The following is a 22,474-nucleotide window of genomic DNA, read 5'->3' on the forward strand; positions in this document are numbered from 1 at the left end:
TCGGGGGTCAGGAGGAGGGGACGGAGGAGATGGTGGCGAAGTGGGGGGTGTCGCCGCCGGGGATGCCGCGCAGGCCGCGGCCGGGGGTGCGCAGGGTGATCCGCACGCGGTCGGAGCGGAACAGGTCGTGGGAGAACTCGAACGGCGTCCCGGTCGTGTCGTACGTCGTCCGGGTGATCGAGACCAGGGGGTCGCCGACGGCGACGGCGAGGAGCGCCGCCTCCTCGTCGGTCGCGTGGACGACCTCGACGACCTCCTCGGCGTCGCCGATGACCACGCCGTAGTCGTTCTCGATCAGCTCGTAGATCGAGCCGCCGAGCGGCTGCTCGAGCAGGCCGGGGAAGCGGTCGGCGGGGAGCCGGGCGTGGTCGAGCGAGAACGGGGTGCCGTCGGCCAGCCGCAGCCGGCGGACGTCGACGACGAGGTCGCCCTCGCCCAGCCGCAGGGCACGGCGGGTCGGTGCGTCGGCGACGCCCATCTTGGTCGCGACGACCCGGGTGCCCGCCGAGTAGCCCTGCCGGGCGAGGTAGGCCGGGACGCCGACCACCTTGGTCAGGTCGTGCTCGACCTTGGCGTGGTTGATGAAGGTGCCGCCACCGCGACCGGCGACGCGGCGCACGAGGCCGGCCTCCTCGAGCGCGGCGAGGACCTGGCGGAGCGTCGCGCGGCTGACGCCGTAGTGCTCGGAGAGCTCGCGCTCGCTGCCGAGGCGGGCGCCTGGGGGGAGCGTGCCGGAGCCGATGTCGGTCAGCATCCGGCGCCGCAGGTTCTCCGCGACGGCGTGCTCGTTGGCCATGCCTCGCTCCTCTCCGGCTGCTCCCGGGAACCGCCCGATTCGGTCTGACCAGGTAGCGAAACGGTACCCGAAAGGTCCGCTCAGATCTCCTCGAGCGCCTGCAGCGACTCCGGCAGCACCTGTCCGCCGTCGACGACCAGGCTCTGCCCGGTGATGTAGCCGGCCTCCTCGGTGGCGAAGAAGAGCGCGGCGTTGCCGATGTCGGCCACGCTGCCGAGCCGCTTCTGCGGGACGCTCGCGGCCATCGCGGCGAGGTAGTCCGCGCCGAGCCCGTCGAGGCCCTCGGTGGCGACATTGCCCGGCAGCACCGCGTTGATGGTGATCCCGCGCGGCGCCAGCTCGAGCGCCGCCGTCCGCACGAAGCCGAGCTGGGCGGCCTTGCTCGCGCCGTAGTGCGACCAGCCCGGGTAGCCCGTGTAGGGCCCGGTGATCGACGACGTCACGACGATCCGGCCGCGGCCGCTGGTGGTCAGTGCCTCCAGGCACGCCTGGACGGCGAACACGGTGCCGTCGAGGTTCGTCGCCATCACGGTGCGCAGGTCGGCGGCCGTCATCGCGTCGAGCCGGGCCGCGGGGAAGATGCCCGCATTGGCGCACAGGACGTCGATCCCGCCGTGCCGTTCGACCGCGGTGGCGGCCATCCGGTCGCAGTCCTCGCGCGAGCTCACGTCCGTCACGACGTACGACGCCCCGGCGCCGAGCTCCGCGCACGCGGCCTCGAGCGCCGCCTCGTCGCGTCCGGTGACGAGCACCCGGGCGCCGGCCCGGGCGAAGACCGTGGCGATGCCGCGGCCGATGCCCTTGCTGCCGCCGGTGACGACGACGGAGCGTCCAGCGAGTGAGGTGAACATGGGTCCTCCGTGGGTGGGATCAGGTGAGCGTGGCGCCGCCGGACGCCACGTAGCGGTGGGCGAGCTCGACGGTGCCGGCGGTGTAGCCGGGGCCGAGCTCCTGGCACTCGCGGGAGTGGGCGTGCGAGCCCAGCCAGGCCACGAGCAGCAGCCGGCGGAGCATGACGAACGTCGGCAGCATCGCCTCGTGCTCGGCGGACAGGTCGACGACCGAGCGGTAGCCGCGCAGCCACGCCTCCTGCCACTGCGGCAGCCGCGGGTCGTGCTCGATGAACGACACGGCGGTGCCGAAGTCGTACATGAACCACGACAGCCCGCAGTCGTCGAAGTCGATGACCGTGACGAGGTCGCCCTCGACCAGGAGGTTGGCGAGGCGCAGGTCGGCGTGGACGAGGCCGAACCGGTCGGCCGCCGTCCCGTACGACGCGAGCCGCTCCTCGACGATCGCGGCGGCGGCGCCCAGCGCCTCCTCCTCGGCCGGCCCGACCCCGATGCCGTCCTGCCAGCGCCCCCAGCGGGGCTGCGCGCCGAGGGAGTGCTCCCAGTCCCACCGGAACCGGTGGAAGCCGGCCGGCGGCGTCCACGAGCGGGCGTGCTCGTGCATCCGCGCGGTGATCGCGCCGAGCGTCTCGAAGTCGGACGTGCCGAGCGCGACGTCGTCCGGCTCGATGCCGGGCACCAGGTGGAACAGCACGCAGTGCCGCTCCTGCCCGCCGTCGACGACCGTGGTGACCCGTTCGCCCCGCAGGTTGGGGATCTCCGCGGACGTCGCGACCCCGGACTCCTCGCGCAGCGCGGCGAGCCAGGCGAGCTCGCTCTCGATGTCGGTGCGCGAGTGGTACCCGACCCGGTGCACGCGCAGGATCGCGGTGCGGTCGGTGCCCGGGTCCTCCACCAGGAACGTCGCGTTCTCGGAGAGGTTGATCATCCGGAGCGTGCGCGCCGGGCTGAAGCCGTACGACGGCAGCGCCAGCTCGGCGACCCGGGTGTCGGTGGCCGCGGCGAGGGTGTCCATCAGTGCTCCCGTCCCTCGATCGACTCCAGGACCGTGGTGATCCGGTCGCGGGCCACCTCGACGTCCTCGGTGGTGCCGCTGAGGTACAGCCGCCCGGCCGCCCCGATGAACTGCACGTCGACCATCGTGATGCCCGGCGCCGCGCGCTCGGCCTCGTTGGCGGCCACGGCCGCGAACAGGGCAGGCGTCATCTCGTACACGAGGAGTGACTGTCCCGGCATCACCATCGACCCCGATCGGTTGCGGTTGAGGATCACCGCGTGCTGGTCGGTGATGTGCTCGATGATGTCGTGGTAGAGCACCCGCGGGCGGAGCTGGTCGCTGGCCGAGCTGCCGGTGCCGTCGAGCACCGCCTGGCCGGCGGCGGTGACGTCGGCCAGCGACGACGCGTGCAGCTCGAGGACGCCGAACTGCCGCTCCACGAAGAGGATGCCGGGCTCGACCGTCGGCACCGCGCGCAGCGCCAGGTCGATCACGCGCTCGATGGCGAGCGCGGGCGCGACCTCGATGATGAGCGCGTGGTCGCCGGCGTACGGCGGGTAGCCGCGCGCCCGCGTGGGCGTGCCCAGGTAGGCGGCGAACTGCGGCTGCAGGTCCTCGACCATCAGGTTGACCCGCAGCTCCGTGCGGGCGTGGGTGGCGGTCATCGGACCTCCTCTTCTCGGGTGCTCAGGGTGCCCGGGACGGGCGGGGGGACGGCGGTCTACTTCGCGCTGACGTCGAAGTGGTTGCCGATCTCCGCGTGGGGGCGGGGGATCACGTGGACGCTGACGAGCTCGCCGACCTGCGAGGCGGTCTCGGCGCCGGCCTCGGTGGCGGCCTTGACCGCACCGACCTCGCCGCTGATGACGACGGCGACGAGCCCGTCGCCGACCTCCTGGCGGTCGGTGATGGTCACGTTGGCGGCCTTGACCATGGCGTCCGCGGCGGCGAGCGCGGCGACGAAGCCCTTGGTCTCGATCATGCCGATGGCGGTGCTGGACATGTGGTGCTCCTTGGTTGTGCGGTGGGTGGTGCGGTGGTGGTGCGGTGGTGGTGGTGGTGGGTGTCAGCCCGTGGGCTGGGAGTCGATCGCGCCGATGACGAGCGCGTCGACGGGCGGTGGGGTGCCGGGGAACCAGGCCGCGGCGACGGAGCCCTGGGCGACCAGGACGGTCTCGCCGACGCCGCTGCCCAGGACGTCGAAGGCGACCAGGCGGCTGCCGCCGTCCACCTCGACCTCCAGGAACGCGCCGTTGGGCAGGCCGTCGATCCTCTTGGTGGACCAGACGTTTCCGGTCACGACTGCTCTCAGCATCAGCGCTCCTTCTCGATGGGTACCCCCAGCGCGCGAGCCCTCTCGCGCGCCAGGGGCGTCAGCACGGCGCGGCGGCCGAGGACCAGGCGGCGGCCCGCCTCGGAGGCCGCCTTGACCTGGCGCTCGGTGACCGCGCCGGTGTCGACCCGCTGCACGGGCCGGGTCTCCGGCACGGCGGACGTCGTCCCGCCCTCGAGGCGGAAGCGCAGCCGTCCGGCGCGCAGGTCCTGCCGGTTCTTGGGGTTCTCGAACAGGGCGAGCAGCTGCCGCGCGAACCGGTCGAGGTCGGCGTCGTCGCCGATCCGGACCGCCTCGACGCGCTCGCGCAGCTGCGGCGCCGTCACGTGCTCGGCACCCGCGACACCGGCGGGAGGGGCCGGCGCCGCGGGCGGCACCGGAGCCGGAGCCGGAGTCGCGGCCGCCGCCGGTCCGGCGAGGTCGGCGACGACCTCGCGGACGACGTCCGCGATCAGGGCCCGCAGGTCGGGGGAGCGGGACGAGGTCACGTGAGCCCTCGCAGGGCGTCCTCGGCCGCCTCGGCGGCCTGCCGGACGTCGGCCTCCTTGCCGGACAGGTAGACCCGGCCGGTCGCGCCGATCATCCGGTAGTCGACGACCTTGATGTCCGCGGCCTTCTCGGCCTCGTTGGTCGCCACGATCGCGTACGACGCGGGCTGCACCTCGAGCACGTACATCGACTCGCCCGGCAGCACCATCGACCCGATCTTGTTGCGGTTGATCAGGAAGGCGTGCTGGTGGTCGATCGAGCTGATGATCTTGCTGGCCAGGATCTGCGGGCGCACCGCGCTCGTGGCGTCCGCGCCGAGCGCGTCGAGGACACCCTCGGCAGCGGCCTTGACCGAGCCGGTCTCGCCGTGGAACTCCAGGTAGCCGAACTGCCGCTCGACCACGAGCACGCCCGCGGCGACCTCGGCGTGCTTGAGCGCGACGTCGGTGATCGGCTCGATGTCGATGCCGGGCGCGACCTCGATGATCTGCGCGGCCATGTGGGCGCGGGGGAGGGTGCCCTTGATCCAGGTGCCCAGGTAGCACAGGGTCTGCGGCTGGAGCCGGTCGATGAAGATGAAGGAACGCAGTTCAGCCATGGGTCAGCCCTTGATGAGGTGGGAGAGCTCTTCGACGACGAGTCGTCGTACCTGCTCACGGAAGGCGGCATCGGCGGAGCCGCCGAGCCGGTCGACGACCGCGTCGACGGCGGAGCTCCGGTGGTCGAGCCGGTCGAGACCCCGCTGGTCGTTCGACGGCACCGGGTACGCCGGCACCGGCGTGCGGTGGTCGGCCCACGGGCTCAGCCCGGCGTACGCCGGCATCGCCTCGGCCGGATCGGCGTTGTAGGCGATCCGGGTCCAGTCGACGAGGTGCTTCGGCTGGAGGTTCTCGCCGAGCGCGCTGCGCCCGACGAAGCCGGTGCCGATGGTCATCGTCGGCGCCAGGTTCGTGTCGAGCCCCGAGCTGCCGGTGCTGTTGCCGACGTTGACCGAGACCCGCAGCACGGGCACCTCGGCGGCGTAGCGCATCACGGTGCCGGGGTCGGCGGAGTGGATGGCGGCGCTGTGCCCGGCGCCGGCGATCCGGATGATCGAGCGGGCGGTCGCGATGCCCGCGGCCGCGTCGGGGACGCGGATCAGGCCGAGGACCGGCGAGAGCTTCTCGTGGGTGAGCGGCTCCTCGGGAACGGCCAGCTCGAAGGGGGCGACGAGGACCTTGGTGCGCGGTCCGACGCGGATGCCGGCCTGCTGGGCGATCCACGAGGCGTCCTTGCCGACGACGTCGACGTTGAGCCGGCCGAGGGGGAACATGTAGTCGCGCAGCCGCCGCGCGTCGTCCGCGCCGAGCAGTGCCGCGCCGGCGCGCTCCATCTCGCGCACGAGCTTGTCGGCGACCGCCTCCTCGGCGATGAGCACCGACTCGTTGGTGCAGAGCACCGAGTTGTCGAAGGCCTTGCTCTCGACGATGCGCTGCGCGGCGGCCCGGACGTCGGCGGTCGCGTCGACCAGGACCGGAACGTTGCCGGGCCCGACGCCGATCGCCGGGTTGCCGGAGCTGTACGCCGCGCGGACCACGCCGGTGCCGCCCGTGGCGAGGATGACGTTGGTGCGGGCGTCGCCCATGAGCGCCTCGACCAGGGGGATCGTGGGCTCGGCGATGCTCTGCACGATGCCGTCCGGGGCGCCCGCCTCGACCGCGGCCCGGGCCAGCAGCTGGGCCGCGTCGTGGCAGCACTCCTTGGCCATCGGGTGCGGGCTGACCACCACGGCGTTGCGGGTCATCAGCGCGAGGATCACCTTGAAGAACACGGTGGCGACCGGGTTGGTCGACGGCGTCAGGGCGAGCACGACGCCCGCCGGACGCGGCACCTCGACGATCTTGTCGTCGATCCGGACCCGCGGGGTCACGAAGTCCTGGCCGGCGTAGGTGTCGACGATGCCGCGCGAGCAGGCCTGGTTCTTGCGGACCTTGTGCTCGACGACGCCGAAGCCGGTCTCGCGCACGGCCCACTCGGCGTACTTCTCGGCGTGGGCGTGCGCGACGTCGGCGACGGCGCGCACGATCCGCTCGACGTCGCCCGCCGAGTACGACGCGTAGGCGCGCGCCGCCCAGCGGGCCCGCTCGAGCAGGTGCCCGGCCGCGCCGGGCGCGGTGACGGTCTGGTCGGACATCAGCTGGCCCTCCGGCGCGAGAGTGCGGGGTCGGCGGCCGCGCGGCCGATGGCGAGCGCGGTGCGGTCGAGGAGCTCCTCGACGAGGTCGGGCGTCATCAGGATCCCGGGCTTGTACTGCAGGACCCGCGGGTCGAGCGTGGAGAAGATCGCCCAGACACCGAGCTCGTAGAGCTGGCGCATGACGTACTTCGCGCCCTCCGGGTGGGCGAACTCGAGGCCGAGCACGACGCCGTTCTGCCGGATGCCGACGAACCAGTCGGGGTACTGGGCCTGCACCTCGCGCAGGCCGGCGCCGACCCGGTCGGCGATGTAGTGGACCATCGAGCGGACCTCGGGTCGCCGCGTGATGTCGAGCGTCGTCAGGGCCGCGATGCAGCCGAGCTCGGCGCCGCCGAACGTGGAGATGTGGCCGAACCCGTCCTCGTGCAGCCAGGCACCTGCCCGCTCGCTGAGCAGCACCGCCGCGATCGGGTAGATGCCGCCGGAGAGGCCCTTGCCGCTGACCAGGATGTCGGGCTCGATGCCGTGCTTGGTGATGCCCCAGAGCTCGCCGGTGCGCATCAGGCCGGTCTGCACCTCGTCGGCGATGTAGAGCGCGTCGTACTTCTCGCAGAGCGCCTTGACCGCCTCGAGGTAGCCGGGCTGGGGCAGCGGGAAGCCGTACGTCGCGGGGATCGTCTCCATGATCACGGCGGCGACGTCGCGTCCCCTGAGCGCCTGCTCCATGGCGTCGAGGTCGTTGAACGGGACCTGGGGGAACTCCTCGGGCCGGTCGGCGAGGAAGAGCTTGGCGAAGCGGTCGTCGCCGGTCGCGACGGCCAGACCGGTGTGGCCGTGGTACGCCTTCACGATCGAGACGATCTTGCGCTTCTGCATGGCGTGCCGGGCGCTCTTGAGCGCGATGTCGATCGCCTCGCCGCCGCCGGAGGCGTAGGCGACCTTGGTCAGCCCGGCCGGCGCCGACTCGACGAGCGCCTCGGCGAGCGCGGTCCGCGCGAGCGAGGGGAAGTGGTGGTTGCCGACGTCGAAGCGGTCCATCGCCTTCTTCACCGCGGCGACGACCTCGGGGTTGCGGTGCCCGAGGTTGTAGGTGCCGCCGTTGAGGTGGACGTCGATCAGCCGGCGGCCGTCCATGTCCCAGAGCAGGTAGCCCTCGCGGCGGTCGATCACCAGGTCGACCCCGCTGTCCGACCAGAACTTCGTCTTGTCGGGGTTCCAGTAGTGCGCCGACTTCTCGAGCATCTCTGCCTTCGAGTCGAAGCTGAACGCGTCGTAGTCGTGCATCGCCATCCCTACGTGTCGACGACCGCCCGTGCGGCTGTCGGAAGCCTTGTGATGAGGATCCTGTTTGGTCAGACCGAAAAAGTCAATGGTTGAAACCTGGGAAAATTGTCTGACCCAAAACCTTGATTTGGTCTGTTCGGTAGTGCCAGCATGCGGGGCCTGGTGTGAGCCAGCACACAACCCGGACGTGCCCCTCGGGCACGGGAGAGAGAGTCCGCATGTCTGCAGAGGAGACGCGCGCAGTACCGGAGACCGACACGGGGGTCCAGCGCCTCAAGCCGAACGCGGTCGGCCTGGTCGGCGTCATGTTCATGGCGGTCGCGACCGCCGCGCCGATCACCGCGATGGTGGGCAACGTGCCCATCGCGATCGGCTTCGGCAGTGGGGCGAACGCCCCCGCCGGCTATCTCGTCGCCACGATCGTGCTCGGCCTCTTCGCGCTGGGCTACTCGGCGATGGCCAAGCACATCACGTCGACCGGAGCCTTCTACGGCTTCATCTCGCACGGCCTGGGACGCGTGGTCGGGATGGGCGCCGGGGCCCTGACCACCCTCGCGTACGTCGTGTTCGAGGCCGCGCTGGTCGGGATCTTCTCGTTCTTCGCCGCGAGCTTCTTCGCCACGCACACCGGCCTGGACATCTCGTGGATCTGGTACGCCCTGCTCATGCTCGGCGTGAACACCGCGCTGACCTACTTCGACATCAACCTGACCGCGGTCGTGCTCGGCGTCTTCCTCGTCACCGAGATCGTGATGCTCGGCGCGATGACGGTCTCGATCCTCGCCTCGGGCGGCGGCCCCGACGGCTGGTCGCTCGGCTCGCTCAACCCGCTCAACGCCTTCCAGGGCCTCCAGGGCAGCGTCACCAACGCCGACACCGGCGCCACGCTCGTCGTGGCCGGCTCGGCCGGCATCGGCCTGTTCTTCGCGTTCTGGTCGTGGGTCGGCTTCGAGTCGACGGCGATGTACGGCGAGGAGTCGCGCAACCCGAAGAAGATCATCCCGCTGGCGACCATGCTCTCCGTGCTGGGCATCGGTCTCTTCTACGTGATCGTGTCGTGGTCGGCCATCGTCGGCACCGGCCCGGACAACGCCGTCGCCCTGGCCCAGGACAGCACCACCGCCGGCCAGATCTTCTTCGGTCCGGTCGAGCAGCACCTCGGCCACGGTGCCGTCGTCCTGTTCGAGTTCCTGCTGATGAGCGGCTCGTACGCCTGCGGCATGGCCTTCCACAACTGCGCGTCGCGCTACATCTACGCGATCGGCCGCGAGGACCTCGTGCCCGGCTTCGGCAAGACGCTCGGCGCCTCGCACCCGCGGCACGGCTCGCCGTACATCGCCGGCTTCGTGCAGACCGCCGTCGCGACCGTGATCGTGCTGCTCTTCTTCGTCACCGACCGCGACCCCTACGGCCAGCTCTACGCGCTCATGGCGATCATGGGCACCACGGCGATCATGATCGTCCAGGCGCTCGCGGCGTTCGCGTGCATCGCGTACTTCCACGTCCAGGGCAAGCACCCCGAGACGGCCAACTGGTTCCGGACCTTCCTGGCTCCGCTGATCGGCGGGATCGGCATGGTCTACGTCATCTTCCTGCTGGTCGAGAACGCCGGCTTCGCGGCAGGTGCCGCGGCCAGCGACGTGGTGTTCAAGATGTCCCCCTGGGTGGTCGGCGCGGTCGGCGTCTCCGGGCTGCTGTTCGCGCTCTGGGCCAAGCGGTTCGCACCCGAGCGGTACGACACGATCGGCCGGATCGTCCTCGAGGACACCCAGGAACGTGCGGACGCCTGAGTGCTCCGCGCGACCCGTTCCGGACGGGCGGCGGAGGGCGTACGCTTCGTGGATCGCCAGCTGGGAGATCCGATGAGCAGCCGTCCTTCGCCGCTCGACCTGGTGGCAGACGTCGCTGCCATCTGCGTCGAGCACACCCCCGCCACCGTGCGGGCCACCGCCGTCCTGCAGCGGATCGGTGAGGCCATCCCGCTCGAGGCGGCGGCCCTGTCGACGTTCGACCCGGTCGAGGAGCGGCACCTGACGGTCGCCGAGATCGGCTACTCCGACCCGGTGCTGACCTACCTCAACGACGGGTTCGTCAACGACGACCCGGCGTTCCTCACCATGCGCTTCCGCAACCCGCGGCCGCTGCGGTGGTGCGACATCCCCAACTACCGCGACATGTTCAGCGCGCACGAGGTGTTCATCCCCGGCGGTTTCGCCGAGGGGTCGACGACCTGCCTGTTCACCCGCGACGGGCGCTACACCGGGGCGTTGCACCTGAGCTCCGACTCGCCGTTGCCGATCAGCGACTCCGCCGTCGAGACGCTCATCGCGCTGCAGCGCGTGATCGCGCCGCTCATGGACGCGATGCGCCCGCCCGAGGGGCACAGCTGGACCGAGCTCCTCGAGGACGCCGCCGAGGCCGGCCTGATCACGGCCGACCGGCGGATGGTGGCGCTGCCGGGGCTGCGCCGGGACCGCTGGCTCGCCGACGACTCGCCGCTGACCGCCGAGCTGCTGGCCCGCCCCGAGGGGCCGCCGTCCCGGTTCGCGTGGGTCTCGCCGGCCGGCCGGTGCCACGAGGTGCGCACCACCCGGCTGGCGACCGGGGTGCTGGTCACGCTGCGCGAGGCGGCGGCGCCGTACCGGCTCTCGCCGCGGGAGGTGCAGGTGCTGACCCTCGTCGCCGCCGGCCTCGCGAACCCGGCGATCGGGCTGTCGCTCTCGCTCAGCCCGCGCACGGTCGCGACCCACGTCGAGCACATCCTCGCCAAGCTCGGCTGCGCGACCCGGGTGGCCGCGGCGAGCAAGGCGGTGGCCGAGGGGATCGTGCCGCTCGCCGTGCCCACCGCCACCCCCTTGCTCGTCCGCACCTGATCCGCCTCTCTCCGGGCCTCAGGCGTCCAGCTCGACCGGCGTGCCGATCGTCCAGCCGCCGTCGACCAGCAGGTTGTCGCCGACGACGTGGTCGGCGAGCGGGCTGGCCAGGAAGAGCACCGCGTTGGCGACGTCCTGCGGGCTCGCCCAGCGCCCGCGCGGGGTCTGCCCGGCGAGCGCGTCGTGGGTCGCCTGGTCGTACAGCGCCGTCATGTGGGTCGTCACGAAGCCGGGCGCGACCGCGTTGACGTTGATCCCCTTGCTCGCGTAGTCGAGCGCGACCTGGCGGGTGAAGTTCACGATCGCGCCCTTGGTCGCGCAGTACGCCGCGAAGCCCGGGTTGCCGCGGAAGCCGCTGATCGAGCTGATGTTGACGATCTTGCCGGGCTTCTCGCGGGCCAGCAGGCCGCGCACCATCTCGCGCGTGCAGTGGAACGTGCCGTCGACGTTGACCAGGAACTGGGTGCGCCAGGTCTCGTCGTCGGTCTCGTGCACGCTGCCCTCGCGGAGCACGCCCGCGTTGTTGACGAGGATGTCGAGCCCGCCGAGGCGCTCGTCGAGCTCGGCGAAGAACGACGCCACGTGCGCGCTGGCGGTGACGTCGAGCTTGGCGAACTCCGCCGAGCCGCCCGCCGCGGCGACCAGCGCGGCCGTCGTCTCGCCGCCCTCGCGGGCCTCCTCGGTGAGGTCCGCGACGACGACGTGCGCGCCGGCCTGCGCGAGCGTGGTGGTGATGGCCCGGCCGATGCCGGAGGAGCCGCCGGTGACGACGGCGTTCTTGCCGGTGAGGTCGATCATGGGATCGGTCCTTTCGTGGTTCTGGAAGGGGGAGTCAGTCGGTGCCGCACCAGTCGAGGGCGAGGGACGCGTAGGTCCGGGCGGCGAGCCGGACCTCCTCGATCGAGCAGTACTCGTCGTCGGCGTGCGCGACGCGCAGGTCACCCGGGCCGTAGCTGATCGCCGGGATGCCCGCCGCGGTGAGGAAGGAGCAGTCCTCGACCGCGCAGAAGCCGGCGACCGGCGGCGGCCCCTGGTACGGCGTCTGCCCGGCGACCCGCTCGTGCGCCGACGAGACGGCGGCGGTGATCGCGTGCGCGGCCTCGCCGGGGTCGTTGGCCGGCCAGTTGAGCTTCCACTCGACGACGGGCGGGTGCTCGCGCAGCCAGCCGTCGGTCTGCGCGATCGCCCGGATCTGCGCCTCGACCTCGGCCTTGACGGTGGCCGGGTCGTCCTGCGGCGGGTACCAGATGCAGTACTCGATGGTCATGTACTCGGAGAGGATGAACGGCACGAGCACGCCGTGCGGCCCGCCCTGCACGACGCCCGGGTGGATCGTGAAGTGGCCGGGCGCGAACAGCGGGTGGGTCTTCGTGAAGGCCCACTCCTCCTCCAGGCGCTGCATGGCCTGGAAGACGAGCATCCCCTTGTCGATCGCGTTGACGCCGACCGCGCTGCCGCCGCCGCCCGCGCGGATCGTCTGGCCGCGCATCGACGAGTGCGTCGCCTTGCCCTGCACGGTCACCGAGAACCACAGCAGCCCGGGAGTCACCGGGATGACGCCGAGGTTGGTCGGGCCGCTCGGCTCGGCGACCACGGCGGCGTCGGCGCGGTAGCCGTGCTCGATCGTCGAGGTGACACCGCACTCGTGGTCCATGACCTCCTCGCCGACGACGGCCTCGATGACCAGGTCGCCCTTGAGCGCGACGCCCGCTCGTTGCAGCGCCTTCACCGCGAACGCCTGGGCGACCAGGCCCGCCTTCATGTCGCTGGCGCCGCGGCCCCAGACCCGGTCGTCGTCCACGCGGCCGGAGAACGGGTCCCCGGAGGTCCACCGGTCCGGGTTGCCCGGCGGGACGACGTCCACGTGGCCGTTGAAGATCAGCGACCGGCCGCCGCCGGTGCCCTTGAGCGTCCCGACCGCGTTGTCGCGTCCCTTCTCGACCGCCCAGTACTCGACGTCGGCGCCGGCGTCCTCGTAGATCTCGCCCATCAGGCCGGAGACCCGGCCCTCGAGGCCGACCACCTCGTCGTACACCTGGCCGGGGTACTTCGGGTTCACGCTCGGGATCGCGATCACCTCCGACAGGGTGGCGACGAGGTCGTCGGCGAGGGCGTCGACCGCCGCGAGCACCCGGTCGTGGGTCTCCTGCGGGGTCGTGGTCGTGGTCGTCATGGCACAGCTCCTTGCTCGGTGCGGGTGGGTCAGTAGGTCAGGCGGTGGGGGACAGGACCGGCTCGGGCCGCGACTTGCCCGCCTCGAAGAGCTCGTCGACGCGGCGCTTCTCGGTGTCGCTCTGCGGCAGCACGTAGGCCAGGACGACGTACACGACGAGGTTGAGCAGCAGGGCCAGGACGCCGCCGGTGACGCTGCCGAGGGCCGGCATGTCGTCGGGGTACTTCCAGGTGAGGACCGCGGCGACGAGGAAGCCGGTGCACATCGAGGCCAGGGCGGCCGTCTTGGTGCCGCGCTTCCAGAACATCCCGAGGAACATCGGGACGGCGAGCTGGACGATGCCCTGGTACGACATCTGCGCGAGCAGCTGCAGCCGTGGGTAGTCGAACGCGATGTACGCGACGACCGCCGAGGCCAGCATGTAGACGACCATCGAGCCCTTCGCCACGACCTTGAGCTGGAAGTCGGTGCGCGGCGAGATGACGTGCACGATGTCGTTGGCGATCTGCGCGCCGCAGACCTGCACGCAGCCGTCGATCCAGCCCATGCTCGCGGCCAGCACGATCACCAGCGCCATGCCGAGCAGCCACTGGCCGCCCCGGTCGTAGAGGAGCACGAACCAGCCGTCCTGCGGTGCGGCGACGATGTCGGTCATCGACGCGGCGGCCAGCGCGACCAGCGTCAGCAGCAGGTAGAAGCCGCCGGCGACGAGCATCGTCTGCAGCGTCCCCTTCTTCACGCTCCGGACGCCCTTGGCGGTGTAGATCCGCTGGTAGCTGGTCGGCCAGCACAGCGAGCCGATGACGCCGGTGACGATGAGCGAGAAGAGGTACCAGGGGCCGTACGCGCCGCCGTCGCCCGGGACGACGAGCAGGCTGTCGGGGAGGTCCTTCAGCGCGATGAACCCACCGGCGTCCGCGGGGCCGAACAGGATGCCGAGGCAGACCAGTGCGGCCAGGCCGTAGGCGACGATGCCCTGCACCAGGTCGGTGATGACGAGGCCGCGCATGCCCATCTGCACGGTCCAGATCTGGCGGACGGCGATCACCGCGACGCCCACGACCAGGCAGGTCGTCACCGACCACTGGCCGAAGCTGGCGAAGCGGAAGATCAGGCCCATCGCCTGCATGCCGAGGACGATCCACGGGAAGAGGCACACGACGCCGATCGCGCTCGCGATCACCCGCACCGCCTGGGAGTCGAAGCGCAGGCCGAGCATGTCGGGCTGGGTCTTGAGGTCGTAGCGCTTGCCCCAGAGCCAGGCCCGCTCGGCCATCAGGTACATCGCCGTGACGCCGAGCAGCGAGTAGGCCAGGGCGTAGAAGCCGAGCACGCCCGCGCCGACGCTGAGCCCGAAGAAGGCGGTGTACGTCGCGCCGGGCCACCACGAGTTGGTGTACGACATCGCGATGTACCAGCTGCTGAACGAGCGGCCGCCGACCGCGTAGTCGGAGAACGACTTCGCGCTGCGGTTGGTCGCGTAGAGGACGAACACGATGAGGGCGAAGAATGCCGTCAGCATGCCGAGGGTGACGGCCATGGAGCCGGACATGGAGGTCATCAGGCCGCCACCTCCTCGGGCTCCTCGCCCACCTCGCCGCGGATGTTCTCGAAGACCCACAGCAGCCAGACGGCGCCGGTGGCCAGCAGGGCGTCGACGATCCAGTACGCGACGCTGAACGGGATCCCGAGGATCGGGGTGTCGATGCCGCTGCCCGCCAGGTAGAGCGGCGGGGCGACGGCGAGCAGGATGCTGGCGCCGAAAAGCAGCCAGAAGATCGTCATCTTGGTCCGTGACGACATCGCGCGGATGGCGCTTCTCATGGGTCCTCCAGGGTTCGGTCTGACCGAGATGGCCCGAAACTATGTGCGCCAGGTCACGTCCGGTATCGGCTCGGGTGCCCGAAACCGGCGCCCCGGGGCGCGCCGGCATCCGTCACCTGACGGATGCTCAGGCGGCGGAAACCCGACCACGCCTCGGACACCGTGGTCGGACCGATCCGGTGCGCAGTGGAATGGGCACGGCCCCGTCGTCGTTGGAGATCACCGTGACCGGAATCGTGCTGCTCGCGCTGGCCGTCGTCGTGGCGGTCGGCTTCGGCCTGTACCGGCGCCGGGTCGACGGCCGGTTCGCCACGGCGCCCGTCGCGGCCCCGACGACGTGGACCGCCGTCGCCGACGCCGTGCCCGACGTCGCCCTGGGGGAGCGCGCCACGCTCGTGCAGTTCTCCAGCGCCTTCTGCGCCCCCTGCCGCACCACCCGCGTCGTCCTCGCCGACGTCGCCGGCAAGGTCGACGGCGTCGCCCACGTCGAGATCGACGCCGAGCAGCACCTCGAGCTGGTGCGCACGCTCGACGTCCGGCGGACCCCGACGACGCTCGTCCTCGACGCCGCCGGCCACGAGATCACCCGCGCCGCCGGCGCCCCGCGGCGCGAGCAGGTGCTCGCCGCCCTCCCCACGCTCCAGGAGTCCTGATGGCCACCAGCGGCAACGGAATCGACCCGCGCGGTCCCCGCTTCACCGCCGCGATCACGCTCGTCGTGTTCGCGGTCGCCCTGCTGCTCTCCGACGCGGCGCCCGGGGTCGCGGCCGTGATCACCGGCGTGCAGGCGGTCCTCTTCGCGATCGGCGCCGGGCTCGGCGTCCAGAAGACCCCCACCGGGCTGCTCTTCCGGCACCTGGTGCGGCCGCGGCTCGCGCCGCCGGCCGACCTCGAGGACCCGGCCCCGCCGCGCTTCGCCCAGGCCGTCGGCCTGGTCTTCGCCGTCGTCGCCACGATCGGCTTCGCGACCGGCGCCGTGCTGCTCGGTCAGGTCGCCGCGGCGCTCGCATTCGTGGCGGCCTTCCTCAACGCGGTGTTCGCGTTCTGCCTGGGCTGCGAGATGTACCTGCTCGGGCTGCGGCTCACCCGCCGCGGCTCCGCCGCCTGAGCCGCCTGAGCCGCCTGAGCCGCCGGAGGTCCCGGGCCGGCGTCAGGGCGTCTCGAGCAGCACGGTGAACGGTCCGTCGTTGACCGACGCGACCTTCATGTCAGCCCCGAAGACCCCGCGCTCCACGTGCGTGCCGGCGGCCTCGAGCGCCGCGCACACGGCGTCGTACAGGGGCTCGCTGACCGGGCCGGGTGCGGCCGCGACCCAGGTGGGACGGCGGCCCTTGCGCGCGTCGCCGTAGAGCGTGAACTGCGAGACGACGAGCACGGGCGCGCCGGTCTCGCCGGCGGAGCGCTCGTCGTCGAGGATGCGCAGGTCGCGGATCTTGCGGGCCATCCAGGCGACCTCGGCCGGGCCGTCGTCGTGGGTGACGCCGAGGTAGACGAGCAGTCCGGGGACGTCGATGGCCCCGGTCACCGCACCGTCGACCTCGACGGACGCCGAGGCGACCCGTTGGAGGACCGCACGCATCAGTCGACGACCTTCTCGAGCAGGCCGGCGACGACCTCCTGCTCCTTGGCGTAGGGGTGGTAGGCGAAGCCCTTGCCCTCGACGTTCTTGCCGGCGATCCACGGGTCGTCGCTGCAGATGCCGTGGCCGTCGGTGGCGGAGAAGACGTCGAGGTACTCGGCGCCGGCGGCCGTCGCGGCGGCCTGGACGGCGGCGTTGAGGCCCTCGTTGAACCGGCGCGCGAGCGGCAGGTCGCCGTCGGCGAGGGGGAGGTCGTCGCAGCCGGTCGTCGTGTCGGGGAAGATCTGCGGGTAGCCGACCATGACGACCTGGGCGTCCGGTGCCTTGGCCTGGACGTCCTGGAGCACGCGCGTCACGTTGGCCTGCACGTCCTTGAGCCGGCTCTCGATGCTCCGCGGGCCCGCGGCGGCGTCGAGCGCCGTGCACGGGCTGGGCCCGGTCGCCGTGCGCGCGATCTGGACGCACGTCGTGATGATCCGGCCGATCAGGTTGAAGTCGTTGGCGCCGATCCCGACGGTGACGAGCCGCGTCGTCGGGCCGAGCGCGTCGAGCTGGGGCGCCAGCCGGCGCTTCTGGGGCGTCACCTGCTCGCCGTCGGTCGCGTCGGTCGTCGCGGCCGAGCAGCTCACGTCGGTGAGCTCGAGGTCCTTCGCCTCGGCGAGCAGGTGGGGGTAGTTGTTGCGCGAGCGGAAGCAGCCGTCGTTGCCGTCGAGCGTCCCGATGTAGGGGGCGGCCGAGTACGAGTCGCCGAGCGCGACGTACGCCGCCCCGGGCTCGCGCTTCTCCTCCTTCGCGCGGGGGAGCAGGCAGGCGGACAGGCCGATGCCGGCGAGACCGAGCACCAGGAGCAGGGGGAGCACGCGCTTCACGGGGCACAGCCTACGGACGCGCCGGTGCTGCCGCGGGGAGTCAGTAGACGAGCGCCTGGACGCCCTCGCCGAGGGCCTCCTCGACGAACACCGGCGCCCCCGCGATCCGTACGCCGGGCAGCAGGTCCGCCTCGGTCAGCGAGCGCCGCGCGGCGCACTGGGAGCACACGGTGACCTGGCCGGCCGCCAGCACCGCGTCGAGCAGGTCGGGCAGGGGGGTGGCGAGGTCGAGCTGCAGCTCGGCGGCCCGCCCGGGGACGGCCAGCCAGGACGCCTCGCCGGTGAGCCAGAGCGAGACGGGCACGCCGGAGACGGCGGCCGCGCCGGCCACCGTGAAGGCCTGGTTGCAGCGCTCGGGCGCGTCGGTGCCGCAGGTGACCTTGACGAGGAGTGAGCGTGCCATGGCCGAGAGCCTAGAATGACCGGTCGTGGCCTTCGAACTCCCCGACAACCTGCACCCCGACTGCGGTCCCATCGCCTGGATGCTCGGCACCTGGCGGGGCAACGGCCATGGCGACTACCCCACGATCGACAGCTTCCAGTTCGGCCAGGAGCTGATCTTCACCCACGACGGCCGCCCGTTCTTCCACTACATGGCGCGCGCCTGGATCATCGACGAGAACAACGAGAAGGTCCGCGACGCGGCCATCGAGACCGGCTTCATCCGCGCCGTCGGCGAGGGCCGCTTCGAGATCCTGCTGACCCACAACACCGGGATCGCGGAGATCTGGGAGGGCCAGGCCGACAACGGCAAGTTCGAGTGGACCACCGACGCCGTCGCGCGCACCGAGACCGCCAAGGAGTACGTCGCCGGCAAGCGGCTCTACGGCAACGTCGAGGGCGACCTCCTCTACGCCTTCGACATGGCCGCCATGGGCCAGGCGCTCCAGCCGCACCTGTGGGCGAGGCTCAAGCGTGCCTGACGACCACGACTGGCGCGCCGCCCTTCGCGAGAAGGGCTACCGGCTCACGCCGCAGCGCGAGCTGATCCTGGCCGCGGTCGACGCGCTCGGGCACGCGACGCCCGACGAGGTGCTCGCCCACGTGCAGCAGACCGCGAGCACCGTGAACGCCTCGACGGTCTACCGCACGCTCGAGGTGCTCGAGGAGCTGGGCCTGATCCGGCACGCGCACCTGTCCGACCGCGCGCCGACGTACCACTCGACCCGCGGGCACGAGCACTTCCACCTGGTCTGCCGCAGCTGCCGCGCGGTCATCTCGGTCGACGCCGCCGAGGCCGCGCCGTTCGTCGAGGTGCTCCGCGGCAAGGCGTTCACCCCCGACCTCGGCCACCTCACCGTCTTCGGCCGGTGCGCCCAGTGCGAAGGAGAAGCCCCGTGACCACCGTCCTGACCTACGGCACGTTCGACCTGTTCCACATCGGCCACCTGCGGCTGATCGAGCGCCTCGCCGCGCTCGGCGACCGGCTCGTCGTCGGCGTCTCGACCGACGAGTTCAACGCCGGCAAGGGCAAGAAGTCCGTCGTCTCGTACGACGACCGCGCGGCCATCGTGGGCGCCATCAAGGGCGTCGACCTCGTCGTCCCGGAGCGCTCCTGGGACCAGAAGCGCGCCGACATCGTCGAGCACGGCGTCGACCTCTTCGTGATGGGCGACGACTGGACCGGGAAGTTCGACGACCTCTCCGACGTTTGCGAGGTGAGGTACCTGCCGCGCACCTCGGGCGTGTCGAGCACGGACATCAAGGAGATGCTCCGCACGCTCGACCCCGTCCACATCGAGGAGATGCAGGCAGCCCTCGGCACCCTCACCCGACTCCTCGAGCACTACCGGGACCTGACATGAGCACCGACCTCCGCACCAGCCCCCTCCTCGACCTCCCCGGCGCCGTCGCCGGCGAGGGCATCGACGCCGGCGTGGCCGCCCACTACGGCAGCCTGTACGGCGAGCAGCGGGCCCTCGCGGCCGGCGAGGGCTTCGTCGACCTCTCCCACCGCGAGGTCGTCCGGGTCAGCGGCCCGGAGCGGCTGAGCTGGCTGCACTCGATGACCACCCAGTACTTCGAGGGCCTCGAGCCGGGGCGCTGGGTCTCCGCGCTGCTCCTCGACGCCCAGGGCCGGGTCGAGCACGCCTTCTCCGGCGTCGACGACGGCGAGGCGTTCACCGCCCACACCGAGCCGGGCAAGGCGGCCGCGCTGGTCGACTTCCTCGACCGGATGCGCTTCATGCTCCGTGTCGAGGTCGCCGACGTGACCGCCGACCTCGCGGTGGCCTGGCGGCCCGGTCCCGGGGGCGGCAAGCACGACCTGGTCGCCCGCGACCAGCTGACGTCGTACGCCGAGGCGGCGGGTCCCGCGGCCGGGCTGTGGGCCTACGAGGCGCTGCGGATCGCCCGCGGCGAGCCGCGCCTGGGCGTCGACACCGACGAGCGCACGATCCCCAACGAGGTCGGCTGGCTCGGCCTCGGCGGCGAGCCCGCCTGGGCGCCGTCGGTGCACCTCGACAAGGGCTGCTACCGCGGCCAGGAGACGGTGGCCCGGGTGCACAACCTCGGCCGCCCGCCGCGCCGGCTCACCCTGCTCCACCTCGACGGCTCCGAGAACCGGCTGCCCGCCCGCGGTGCCGAGGTGCTGCCCGAGGGCGGCGGCCGCGCGCTCGGCTTCGTCGGCTCGTCGGCGCGCCACCACGAGCTGGGCCCCATCGCACTCGCCCTGGTCAAGCGCAGCACCGACGTCGCGGCGCCCCTCGTCGTCGACGGCCTGCCGGCCGCCCAGGAGGTCCTCGTCGACCCCGAGATCGGCCTGCACTTCCGCCCCCAGCGCTGAGAAACCCTCGTCAATCGTCGTTTTGCGCAAGGTCACGGCCGATCCCGGCTCGGACCTGCCGGATCGTGCCAAGGTGATCCGGCCCGGGCCACGGTTGTCCCGCGGCTCGGATTGATCTTTGCGTCGAGAGGGACGAACTGATGAAGAAGCTGGTTCTCGGTCTGCTGGCCGCCGTGCTCCTGTCCGCCGGTCTGGTGGGGGTGCAGGGCACCGCCGCCCACGCCGGGCCCTACCCGGGCACGGTCGCCACGACGACCAAGGCCAAGGTGGGCAAGGTCGGCCCCGGCAAGCGCGCGAAGCTCACCGTGCGGGTCAAGGCCGGTGCGGCCAAGCCCACCGGCAAGGTCCGGGTGACCTGCACCCAGGGCCGCACGAAGGTCGCCGGTCCCACCAAGTCCTATGCCGGCAAGCCGATCGCGATCAAGACCGGCAAGCTCAAGAAGCGCGGCGTGTGGCGCTGCGTCGTGAAGTTCACCGGCTCGGGCGTCTACAAGAGCAGCAAGGTGGCCACCCAGGTCCGCGTGCGCCGCTGAGCGCTCGCTGAGGAGCAGAGGTCCCATGGCCGGCACCGCCATGGGACCTCTGCTTGTGCCTGCCCCCTGTTGGTCTTCTCGGAAGGGTGATCCATGCTGAAGCGCGCCCGGCTGCGCCTGGTCGCAGCGGTGGTGGGCGGCGGTCTGCTCCTGCTCGCCGGCTGGATGGCGTGGCAGGGGTGGCAGGTCCAGCGCGACCTGGCCGACGCCGCCGACCGGGCCGCGGCGATCCAGCGGCTGGTCGCCGCCCGCGACGACACCGGCACCGACCGCGACGCGCGGCTCGACACCCGGCTCGACGACGAGCTCGACGGCCTGCGGGCGGCGTCGGCGGCCGCCGCGCAGCGGACCTCCGGGCCGGCCTGGCGGCTGCTCGCCCACCTGCCCGTCGTCGGGGACGACGCCGCGGGGGTGGCCACGACGAGCCGGGTGCTCGACGAGCTCTCCCGCGACGGCATCGCGCCGCTGGTGCGCGCCGCGGGCAGCTTCGACCGGCTGGTGCCGCGCGACGGGGTGCTCGACCTGGCGGTCGCCCGTGACCTGGTCGAGCCGGTCGCGCGCGCCGACCGTGCCTTCGACCGGGCCCGGCGGAGGCTGGCGGCGGTCGACGACCGTGGCTTCGCGAGACCGCTGGCGCGGCGCTTCACCTCCTTCGAGGACCAGGTCGACCGCGCCGCGCGGGCCCTCGGCCCGGCCCGGGTGGCGACCGAGGTGCTGCCCGCGATGCTGGGCGGCGAGGGTCCCCGGCACTACCTCCTGGTCTTCCAGAACAACGCCGAGGTGCGCAGCACCGGCGGCCTGCCCGGCGCCGCGTCGTACGTCGAGGCGCGCGAGGGCCGGCTGACCCTGCGCGACCACGTCACCGGCGCCTCGTTCGGCGAGGCACCGGCCCCGGTGCTGCCGCTGAGCGCGGCCGAGCGGGCGCTCTACGGCGACGTGCTCGGGACCTACTTCGTCGACGCGACCATGACCCCCGACGTCCCGCGGGCCGCCGACCTGCTCCGCGCCCGCTGGCAGCAGCGCTACCCGGACCGGCCGGTCGACGGCGTGGTGCTGGTCGACGCGGTGGCGATCGGCTACCTGCTCGACGCGACCGGACCGGTGCGCGTCGGCGGGGTCCGGCTGAGCGGCGACAACGTGGTCGACGAGCTGCTCCACCGCGCCTACCTGCGCCTCCCCGAGCCCGGTCGCCAGGACGCCTTCTTCGCCCGGGTCGCCGCCGCGACCCTCGACCGGCTGACCGCGGGCAGCGGCGACCCGCAGGCCCTGCTGGCCGCGCTGAGCCGGGCGGCCGACGAGCGGCGGGTGTTCGTGCACTCGTTCGTCGCGGCCGACCGCGCGGCGCTCGCCGGCACCGCCGTCGCGGGCGAGCTCGACGTCCCGGGGCCGGGCTCGGACCGGCCCCGGGTCGACGTCACGCTCGACGACACCACGGGCGCCAAGATGTCCTACTACCTGCGCTACGACGTCGACGTCACGGCGACCTCGTGCGTGGCCGGCGTGCAGAAGTACGCCGCCAAGGCGCGCCTGCGCTCGACCGCGCCGGCCGACGCGGCGTCCCTGCCCGCCTACGTCACCGGCGGCGGCCGCTACGGCGTCCCGGCGGGCAGCCAGCTGGTGACGCTGCGGATCTTCGCACCGGCCGGTGGCGAGCTCGGCGCGCTCACCTGGAACGGCGAGCCGCTCGAGCTCGAGCGGGTCGAGCACGACGGCCGGCCGGTCGGCATGACCTACGTGCAGCTCGACCCCGGCCAGGTGGCCGATCTCGCCTGGACCATGCGGTCGGGGCCCCGACAGGTCGGCACCACCGCGCTCGCGGTGACGCCGACGATCGAGAGGAAGGACGGTGCGGAGACGCTCGCGAGCGCGTGCTCCCCAGAACGATGACGAACGCGAAGGCTCGGGTGAGGAGG

Annotated in this window: 27 protein-coding genes; 10 read left to right on the top strand and 17 right to left on the bottom strand. The window is 72.3% G+C overall.

Annotated elements, in window-relative coordinates:
- Positions 1 to 7: 7 nt before the first annotated feature.
- From BM223_RS03605 to BM223_RS03650, 10 genes are all read right to left on the bottom strand, one after another.
- A complete protein-coding gene (locus BM223_RS03605; RefSeq protein WP_038681572.1) occupies positions 8 to 796 on the bottom strand; it encodes a GntR family transcriptional regulator in 789 nt (262 codons plus the stop codon).
- 80 nt (positions 797 to 876) lie between these two features.
- Positions 877 to 1,647: a 3-oxoacyl-ACP reductase FabG gene (fabG, locus tag BM223_RS03610; protein ID WP_038681570.1), complete on the bottom strand. Its 771-nt coding sequence runs from the start codon at positions 1,645 to 1,647 to the stop codon at positions 877 to 879.
- 19 nt (positions 1,648 to 1,666) lie between these two features.
- A complete protein-coding gene (locus BM223_RS03615) occupies positions 1,667 to 2,662 on the bottom strand; it encodes a phosphotransferase enzyme family protein (RefSeq protein ID WP_038681568.1) in 996 nt (331 codons plus the stop codon).
- A complete protein-coding gene (locus tag BM223_RS03620) occupies positions 2,662 to 3,309 on the bottom strand; it encodes a microcompartment protein (RefSeq protein ID WP_038681566.1) in 648 nt (215 codons plus the stop codon). The genes BM223_RS03615 and BM223_RS03620 overlap by 1 nt, the downstream gene beginning before the upstream one ends.
- Before the next feature lie 56 nt (positions 3,310 to 3,365).
- Positions 3,366 to 3,647, bottom strand: coding sequence for a BMC domain-containing protein (locus BM223_RS03625; RefSeq protein ID WP_038681564.1), 282 nt, complete (start codon positions 3,645 to 3,647; stop codon positions 3,366 to 3,368).
- A gap of 63 nt (positions 3,648 to 3,710) precedes the next feature.
- On the bottom strand, positions 3,711 to 3,959 hold the full coding sequence (locus BM223_RS03630; RefSeq protein ID WP_038681562.1) for a EutN/CcmL family microcompartment protein: 249 nt from the start codon (positions 3,957 to 3,959) through the stop codon (positions 3,711 to 3,713).
- Positions 3,959 to 4,465, bottom strand: coding sequence for a hypothetical protein (locus tag BM223_RS03635; protein ID WP_038681560.1), 507 nt, complete (start codon positions 4,463 to 4,465; stop codon positions 3,959 to 3,961). Before BM223_RS03635 ends, BM223_RS03630 begins: the two co-directional genes overlap by 1 nt.
- Positions 4,462 to 5,064: a BMC domain-containing protein gene (locus tag BM223_RS03640; protein ID WP_038681558.1), complete on the bottom strand. Its 603-nt coding sequence runs from the start codon at positions 5,062 to 5,064 to the stop codon at positions 4,462 to 4,464. The genes BM223_RS03635 and BM223_RS03640 overlap by 4 nt, the downstream gene beginning before the upstream one ends.
- 3 nt (positions 5,065 to 5,067) lie before the next feature.
- Positions 5,068 to 6,639 carry an aldehyde dehydrogenase family protein gene (locus BM223_RS03645; protein ID WP_038681557.1) on the bottom strand — a complete coding sequence of 524 codons (1,572 nt, stop codon included), beginning with the start codon at positions 6,637 to 6,639 and terminating at the stop codon, positions 5,068 to 5,070.
- Positions 6,639 to 7,925 carry a class-III pyridoxal-phosphate-dependent aminotransferase gene (locus BM223_RS03650; RefSeq protein WP_038685291.1) on the bottom strand — a complete coding sequence of 429 codons (1,287 nt, stop codon included), beginning with the start codon at positions 7,923 to 7,925 and terminating at the stop codon, positions 6,639 to 6,641. The genes BM223_RS03645 and BM223_RS03650 overlap by 1 nt, the downstream gene beginning before the upstream one ends.
- Positions 7,926 to 8,143: 218 nt before the next feature.
- Between BM223_RS03650 and BM223_RS03655 the strand changes: the two genes are divergently transcribed.
- Positions 8,144 to 9,715 carry an APC family permease gene (locus BM223_RS03655; RefSeq protein ID WP_038681555.1) on the top strand — a complete coding sequence of 524 codons (1,572 nt, stop codon included), beginning with the start codon at positions 8,144 to 8,146 and terminating at the stop codon, positions 9,713 to 9,715.
- A gap of 72 nt (positions 9,716 to 9,787) precedes the next feature.
- A complete protein-coding gene (locus BM223_RS03660) occupies positions 9,788 to 10,798 on the top strand; it encodes a response regulator transcription factor (protein ID WP_038681553.1) in 1,011 nt (336 codons plus the stop codon).
- 18 nt (positions 10,799 to 10,816) lie between these two features.
- Here the strand turns inward: BM223_RS03660 and BM223_RS03665 are convergent, their stop codons facing one another.
- The 4 genes from BM223_RS03665 to BM223_RS03680 are packed head-to-tail and all read right to left on the bottom strand — an operon-like array spanning position 10,817 to position 14,795.
- Entirely contained in the window at positions 10,817 to 11,596 is a 780-nt protein-coding gene (locus BM223_RS03665) for an SDR family NAD(P)-dependent oxidoreductase (protein ID WP_038681551.1), read from the bottom strand.
- 34 nt (positions 11,597 to 11,630) lie between these two features.
- On the bottom strand, positions 11,631 to 12,971 hold the full coding sequence (locus tag BM223_RS03670; RefSeq protein ID WP_038681548.1) for an ArgE/DapE family deacylase: 1,341 nt from the start codon (positions 12,969 to 12,971) through the stop codon (positions 11,631 to 11,633).
- Between the two features lie 37 nt (positions 12,972 to 13,008).
- Entirely contained in the window at positions 13,009 to 14,532 is a 1,524-nt protein-coding gene (locus tag BM223_RS03675; RefSeq protein WP_200887016.1) for a sodium:solute symporter family protein, read from the bottom strand.
- Positions 14,532 to 14,795 (bottom strand): hypothetical protein, encoded by a 264-nt coding sequence (locus tag BM223_RS03680; protein ID WP_038681547.1) that lies wholly within the window; start codon positions 14,793 to 14,795, stop codon positions 14,532 to 14,534. Before BM223_RS03680 ends, BM223_RS03675 begins: the two co-directional genes overlap by 1 nt.
- Before the next feature lie 224 nt (positions 14,796 to 15,019).
- On the opposite strand from BM223_RS03680, the gene BM223_RS03685 reads away from it, so the two are divergent.
- Both BM223_RS03685 and BM223_RS03690 read left to right on the top strand, forming a co-directional pair.
- Entirely contained in the window at positions 15,020 to 15,448 is a 429-nt protein-coding gene (locus BM223_RS03685) for a thioredoxin family protein (RefSeq protein WP_038685287.1), read from the top strand.
- Complete coding sequence (locus BM223_RS03690) at positions 15,448 to 15,903, top strand: DUF4395 domain-containing protein (protein ID WP_038681545.1); 456 nt, start codon at positions 15,448 to 15,450, stop codon at positions 15,901 to 15,903. The genes BM223_RS03685 and BM223_RS03690 overlap by 1 nt, the downstream gene beginning before the upstream one ends.
- Positions 15,904 to 15,945: 42 nt before the next feature.
- On the opposite strand, the gene dtd is transcribed toward BM223_RS03690, so the two are convergent.
- Genes dtd through BM223_RS03705 form a run of 3 tightly spaced genes read right to left on the bottom strand, consistent with a single transcriptional unit; the run spans position 15,946 to position 17,646 of the window.
- Positions 15,946 to 16,374 carry a D-aminoacyl-tRNA deacylase gene (dtd, locus tag BM223_RS03695; protein ID WP_038681543.1) on the bottom strand — a complete coding sequence of 143 codons (429 nt, stop codon included), beginning with the start codon at positions 16,372 to 16,374 and terminating at the stop codon, positions 15,946 to 15,948.
- The gene (locus tag BM223_RS03700; RefSeq protein ID WP_052138997.1) at positions 16,374 to 17,243 is read right to left on the bottom strand and encodes an SGNH/GDSL hydrolase family protein; all 870 of its coding nucleotides are present in this window, start codon (positions 17,241 to 17,243) and stop codon (positions 16,374 to 16,376) included. The genes dtd and BM223_RS03700 overlap by 1 nt, the downstream gene beginning before the upstream one ends.
- A gap of 40 nt (positions 17,244 to 17,283) precedes the next feature.
- On the bottom strand, positions 17,284 to 17,646 hold the full coding sequence (locus BM223_RS03705) for a DsrE family protein (RefSeq protein WP_038681541.1): 363 nt from the start codon (positions 17,644 to 17,646) through the stop codon (positions 17,284 to 17,286).
- A gap of 25 nt (positions 17,647 to 17,671) precedes the next feature.
- Between BM223_RS03705 and BM223_RS03710 the strand changes: the two genes are divergently transcribed.
- From BM223_RS03710 to BM223_RS03735, 6 genes are all read left to right on the top strand, one after another.
- Positions 17,672 to 18,166 (top strand): heme-binding beta-barrel domain-containing protein, encoded by a 495-nt coding sequence (locus BM223_RS03710; protein ID WP_038681539.1) that lies wholly within the window; start codon positions 17,672 to 17,674, stop codon positions 18,164 to 18,166.
- Positions 18,159 to 18,584 carry a Fur family transcriptional regulator gene (locus BM223_RS03715; protein ID WP_038681537.1) on the top strand — a complete coding sequence of 142 codons (426 nt, stop codon included), beginning with the start codon at positions 18,159 to 18,161 and terminating at the stop codon, positions 18,582 to 18,584. Before BM223_RS03710 ends, BM223_RS03715 begins: the two co-directional genes overlap by 8 nt.
- Complete coding sequence (locus BM223_RS03720; RefSeq protein ID WP_038681536.1) at positions 18,581 to 19,048, top strand: adenylyltransferase/cytidyltransferase family protein; 468 nt, start codon at positions 18,581 to 18,583, stop codon at positions 19,046 to 19,048. The genes BM223_RS03715 and BM223_RS03720 overlap by 4 nt, the downstream gene beginning before the upstream one ends.
- Positions 19,045 to 20,028, top strand: coding sequence for a CAF17-like 4Fe-4S cluster assembly/insertion protein YgfZ (gene ygfZ, locus BM223_RS03725; protein ID WP_038681534.1), 984 nt, complete (start codon positions 19,045 to 19,047; stop codon positions 20,026 to 20,028). The genes BM223_RS03720 and ygfZ overlap by 4 nt, the downstream gene beginning before the upstream one ends.
- A 140-nt stretch (positions 20,029 to 20,168) precedes the next feature.
- A complete protein-coding gene (locus BM223_RS03730) occupies positions 20,169 to 20,561 on the top strand; it encodes a hypothetical protein (RefSeq protein ID WP_038681532.1) in 393 nt (130 codons plus the stop codon).
- A gap of 93 nt (positions 20,562 to 20,654) precedes the next feature.
- On the top strand, positions 20,655 to 22,448 hold the full coding sequence (locus tag BM223_RS03735; protein WP_052138996.1) for a DUF4012 domain-containing protein: 1,794 nt from the start codon (positions 20,655 to 20,657) through the stop codon (positions 22,446 to 22,448).
- The last annotated feature ends 26 nt before the right edge of the window (positions 22,449 to 22,474 follow it).

The organism is Pimelobacter simplex (assembly GCF_900114845.1).
GTDB lineage: Bacteria > Actinomycetota > Actinomycetes > Propionibacteriales > Nocardioidaceae > Nocardioides > Nocardioides simplex.